The sequence below is a fragment of the Streptomyces sp. NPDC046909 genome (assembly GCF_040644695.1).
Lineage (GTDB): Bacteria > Actinomycetota > Actinomycetes > Streptomycetales > Streptomycetaceae > Streptomyces.
Genome location: NZ_JBEYXC010000048.1, coordinates 1 through 4,373 on the forward strand (window position 1 = coordinate 1; position 4,373 = coordinate 4,373).

Annotated in this window: 3 protein-coding genes; 1 reads left to right on the forward strand and 2 read right to left on the reverse strand. The window is 66.2% G+C overall.

What is annotated here, in order from left to right:
* The first annotated feature begins 570 nt into the window (after window positions 1–570).
* Window positions 571–1,728, forward strand: coding sequence for a hypothetical protein (locus tag ABZ928_RS53340; RefSeq protein WP_361537123.1), 1,158 nt, complete (start codon window positions 571–573; stop codon window positions 1,726–1,728).
* Between the two features lie 266 nt (window positions 1,729–1,994).
* On the opposite strand, the gene ABZ928_RS53345 is transcribed toward ABZ928_RS53340, so the two are convergent.
* Both ABZ928_RS53345 and ABZ928_RS53350 read right to left on the reverse strand, forming a co-directional pair.
* Window positions 1,995–2,663 carry an HNH endonuclease family protein gene (locus ABZ928_RS53345; RefSeq protein WP_361537125.1) on the reverse strand — a complete coding sequence of 223 codons (669 nt, stop codon included), beginning with the start codon at window positions 2,661–2,663 and terminating at the stop codon, window positions 1,995–1,997.
* A 305-nt stretch (window positions 2,664–2,968) separates the two neighbouring features.
* A complete protein-coding gene (locus tag ABZ928_RS53350) occupies window positions 2,969–4,057 on the reverse strand; it encodes a hypothetical protein (RefSeq protein WP_361537126.1) in 1,089 nt (362 codons plus the stop codon).
* Between the last annotated feature and the right edge of the window lie 316 nt (window positions 4,058–4,373).

Genomic DNA, 4,373 nt, shown 5'->3' on the forward strand with positions numbered 1-4,373 from the left:
CCATACGGCGGCGAGTTGCCAGGGCAGGGTGCTCAGACCCTGCCGGTCCTCGAACAGGAACTGCAGCACTTGGCCCCGCGCGAGCCGGGCGCCGCACAACTGGGTGTACTTGAGGCCGGTGGCACGCTGGGCTTCCCGCACGCGGGCCTTCGGGCCGCTCGCTCCGGTCCTAGTCATGATCGAACTCCGCTCCAGGGTCCCCACCACCCCGCAGAGGTCGACAGTGCACAGGCAGACGAAAAACCTGCGGGACCCTCCCCAGGACCGTCGCCGGCCGGGTGTCCTTCACCTGAAGTGTGACCGGCGTGGGGGACCGGCTATCAGGCTCGCGGCGTGCGCATCCAGCCGCACCGCGCAGCCTAATGCTGCCTGGCGCCGTTGCTGGCCAGCACGCGGGGCCACGAGGACGAAAAAGGTGGCCATCGCGGCCTGGTATCCCCCGTTCGGGTGCGTGGCCGTGCCGTTGAGGGCGGGGCCACTGCATGGTGCCGCTGGACCGGGCGGGCGCGCCACGAGGGATGAGTGGTGTCGGGCTTGGTAGTGATCACTTTGCCCACTAGGGTGACGCCGGTGATCGAGATGGTCATCCTGAGAGCTGTCATGGTTGTTTTCAAAGCCGCGTTCGCGGGTGAGGACCTGGACCGTAAGGTCGGCGCCCAGGCTATCTCGACCATCTTCGACGGGTTGCTCAAAACAACATCAACCAGCGATCCGGTTCTCCAGCAGATTCAGGCCGATGTCAAGCACTTGACCACAGCTCCCTACGAGGCGGCGATGGCGGCGGGACACCGCTACCTCGAAGAGGCCCGGCTGGCAACTGAAACGCGGGTGGAGCGTCTCAGGCTGGCGCGTGAGCAACTGGTCGCCGCGGCATCGGCGGCCGAGGGGCTGAAGATGCCGATGCTGATCGCCAACGCCGAATTCGCCGTCGCCAAGTGCGACGCACTTCTGGGCTCAGCGGCGCACGCGGGCATGGCCTTGCGCAGGGCCTCATCCGCACTCGAAGGCGCGATCGAACGGCTCGACATCGCCGGCTACAGATCTAGGCTCTACGGCCTGGAAGTTGGAAAGCACAAACAAGATGAATCCCTGAGCAACTGGCTCACAGAGCTCACCAGCGGGAGCCTGGTCAAGAAGAAGGACATCGAGGCTGCCGAGCGCACCCTCGAGGGCGCCAGAGCATCGCTTGCGGGCATGACCGATCTCTACAGTGAAGTGCAGACCGCTGCCCTGTGCGCGGGAGGGCGTGAGGGCGTCGTCGTGTGGGAGTCCGATGCGACGTACAAGGCCGTCGCGACAGTCCGGGGCACGGCTCCTGTCTGCGGATTCGGAGTGACCCTCTGCGTCGAGCGTCAGATCGTCTGGCGCTCGGGGAGCCAGCTGCTCGTCGATCTGCTGCTGCAGCTGACAACGACGGAAGACCGAGAGATCCACTGCAGCACGTGGACTGCCACAACGGAACCGATGCGGGTGGCCGATGACGCGGACACCCAGCGGCTCGCGGATCCGACACCACCGCTGCTTTCCTTCCCGGCACGCACCTTCCTGCTGCCCAAGGGAAATTACCGAGGCTGGCTTCGAGTTGAGCCCCGAGGCAACCATGTGGAACGGGTGGACCTGGAGATCAACCGCTTTGAAGGAGACCGCAGGGTTTGCGGCGGAGGCATCCGCATTCCTATCGCAGAGGTTGCCGAACCCCCTTGGTGGCAGCTACAGCGCCCGCGCTAGCGCCCGCCCGAGCTCCTCTGGTGACGGGGTCAGCACGCCATGCGCGGCATCGCCCGCCTCCACGACTTCACCCTTGCGGGATAACCCGGAAACATCACTGGCCACCCAGTACGCCGTGGCCGCCTCCAAGGCGCTCATGACGCTTCCTGCTGAGTGCTCCACCCCTCGCAGGAACTCCCTGGTACTCAACTGGGGCTGGAGGGAGGGAAACGCCGTTGGGGGCGCTGCGGTGCGCGCGGGGAGGCCGGGCCGCTGGGGGGAGGGCGTTACCGGGCGAGGGTGACCGTGAGCGGCTCGTTCGGGCAGTCGGCGAGGGTCTCGGTGAGTGCGGTCTGCTCGGCGGGGTCGACGGCGAGTGCGTAGCGGGTCTTGTCCGCGATCCAGTCGGTGACGTACCGGCAGCGGTAGCCGCGCGAGGTCGGCAACCACTGACGGGGGTCTTGGTCACTCTTCGAGCGATTGCTGGCTGCGGACACTGCGATCAAGGCGCGTGGATCGTCGAGGTCGTTGGCGTAGGCCTCGCGCTCCTTCGCCGTCCAGGCTGATGCCCCGCTGTCCCAGGCCTCGGCGAGCGGGACCAGGTGGTCGACGTCGAGCTGGCGGGCGCTGTCCAGGTACACGTCGTCGTACGCCGACCACCACAGGCCGCCAGCGAGCGCGCAGCGCGCACCCTGGTCCGGAGCGACGACAGCCTCGGAAATGAGCACCTCCGCGCGGGCGTTGCAGCCGTCGCGGTCGGCGTCGATCCAGTGCTTGAACTTGTCGCGGGTGTAGCCGGTCCGGCTCTCGTCCGCCACCGTCAGCGCCTGGAGTGCGTCACGCACCGGTAGGGTCACTGTGTCGCCTGGAGCCTCCGTGGGCGCGGCGTGGGCGACGCTGGGCGCGGCCAGGGTGGTGAGGGCGCAGAGCAGGACGGCTGCGGTGTGGAGGCGCACGGGAATTCCTTTCGAAGATCACTAACGGTTCGTGATCTTCGTACGGTTCCGCCCTTGATTCGGCTGGTTGATCCGCCGCAGCCTCACCCGCGCGGACGGAACGTCGCATCGTCATACTCCGAGGGCGGATCGACCGTCGGGTGCACCGTCACTCGGCACGCCTCTCTCGGGTCCGGTGCCGGACCCGAGATAGGGCGAGGAAGTCCGGACGTCACGTTCTGCAGATGCCGGCGCCGGTGCAAACCTGCTTCCGGCTAGCGCCTGCGCTGTGTCGGAACCTGGCCCGCACCGGACCAAACGCTCAGTTAGGGGCGCTGGATGCCGCGTATCGAGTCCAAGAGCTCCAGTGCGCGAGGTGTCCGTCCGAGTATGACGTTGAACGAGATTACGCCTGCGAGCCCGATCACGAGGGGGAGAGCGGCGGCCGAGACGCCCCCTGCGGCAGCGAGGTACGAAACGCTCACGGTGATGAGGCCTGCCGCGGCCACCCGTATCGCCTCACGCTCGTGAATTGGTTCGATTCCTGTCAGCTGGGTTTCGGCAAGCAGACTTCCCCAGTGCCGTTCTACATAGGCGTCGCAAATGCGCAGGGCCATTCCTGCGATGTCTATGAGAGCGGTGTCGGCGTCCTCCGTGTCGAGGCGCAGGTTCTTCTGTTGCAAGGCGGCCGCCACGAGGTGGACGTGCCGACGGACTTCCTTACGGCGGCACGAGTTGCGGTGGAAGAGATGGGGATCTGCTGGAAGGCGGACCAGTTCCTGTGCCAGGGCGCATACGGCAAGGTCCACGCCTTGCAGAAAGGCGCCGCGGCGGCGTGCCACGCCACTCCGCGCCCTGGCGCAGGAGATCACGAGCAGCGCGCATAGGTAGGGAACGTAGTTGTTCCGCGGCTGCCAACTGGGCGCGACAGCTGATGCCAGAAGGCCGTCTGATGATCGATCGGTGTAGGGAAAGCGGTCCGTGAAGGCGCCTGCGAAGCCGAAGATGACGACTCCGAGAACGACGGCACCAAGGTCGACGAGCCAGCGCTCGGCTTCCCAGTTAAACGGGTTCACGTTGGGATGAAACCCGGAGTAGAACCTATCGGCCGTGGTGTGCAGGAGGTTGAGCATGGAGGGTCCGTACTCAACCAGAGCCCAAATGGAACCTGCCAAGAAGTACAGGGGGAGCAGGGCGAGTAGGAATGTCGCGATCCGGGCGTTTGAGATGAGTTGGTGTGTCAAGTGGCCGGTCCGGACGGCGTTGGTGACTCGTGCCGAAGGCACGTAGTGCGGCCCGACCGTGCGGGCTGTGGCGCTGCGAAAGGTACCGACGAAATCTGCGGCCTCGGCGCGCATGGTGTCGCGGTTCCTGTCGTAGTCGCGCCGCACCAGCCACTCAAGTACCTGACCCATGAAGGAAAGCCCTGGCACAGCCCGCCCCTTCAGACGTGTAATTGGCCAAGTGTGGCAGCCTCGTTCCCTGCGCGCATGGGCCTGAATGCGTAGGGCAGGACCGGTTGGTGAAGAGTCGTCTGACCGAGGAGACCTGCCCGGCCGGAACGGTCCTGCCCGGAGGCTGAAGACGACCGCGGCTATTCCGGAGTTTCGGCAGCTTGGTCAAGGAACCTCTTCAAACGCCGTTCAAGCGCGCTGTGCCGTGCGGTCTGCTGCGCCTTCCGGAGGAGGGCCCCCTGGTACGCACGGGGAAGCCCTCCAGCGGGCTGCTCGG

Bases quoted from the DNA above. Each gene is read 5' to 3' on its own strand.
- ABZ928_RS53350 (WP_361537126.1), bottom strand. From the start codon at position 4,057: ATGGGTCAGGTACTTGAGTGGCTGGTGCGGCGCGACTACGACAGGAAC.